1 protein-coding gene is annotated in these 640 nt (G+C 70.0%); it reads right to left on the bottom strand.

All coding sequences use genetic code 11. The features are described 5' to 3' along the window. On the bottom strand, positions 1 to 640 hold a 640-nt coding region (locus ACT6Q8_RS25610), incomplete at both ends, for a M48 family metalloprotease (RefSeq protein ID WP_444739492.1).

The raw sequence follows: 640 nt of genomic DNA on the forward strand, positions 1-640 counted from the left end.
GCTCCACGGCGACCGCCGGGAAGGCGGCGGCGGTTTCCGCCATCGCGTCCAGCCGCTTGAGGGTGGACGGGTGCGAGCCGGCCACCTTCTCGAAGCCTTTGGTGAGCTCGAAGGACAGCTGGCTGGCCGCGGCGGCCACCTCACCCTGCGCGGCGGCGCCGGAGGCGGCAATGCCCTGGTTGAGCGGGTTGTTGGCCGCCGCACCGGGCCGGGCGGCCGGCGCGGCCGCGGCCTGCGCGCGAATCGCCGCCAGCAGGGCTTCCTGCTGCAGTTTCTCGCGCTTCTCCTGCTCGTCTTCCCACGTGGCCAGCCGCTCCAGGAACGCCTTGATCCCGTGCTCGTAGGAATACCCGAGCTTGTGCGTGAGGCTGAGGCTGAAGCGGTCCGCCGCGCTCTCTTCGGACTGGCTGTAGATGGTGGTCACCAGCCCGCGCCCGAGCGTGTAGGTGGTGAGCAGCGTGTCCACCTTGTTCCAGCGCGCCGCCTCGCCGGTCTTGAGCGTCAGGGCCACGCCCAGCCCGAGCACCGAGGTCACGGTGTCGGCGTCGGCCACCGCGCTTTCCAGCTGGTGGTAGTGCAGGTAGATGTGCGCGAACTCGTGGCTGAGCAGGGCGACAAGTTCGTCTTCGCTCTCCATGTC

Origin of the sequence: Niveispirillum sp. (assembly GCF_052437035.1) — a bacterium.
In the GTDB taxonomy this organism is placed as follows: domain Bacteria; phylum Pseudomonadota; class Alphaproteobacteria; order Azospirillales; family Azospirillaceae; genus Niveispirillum.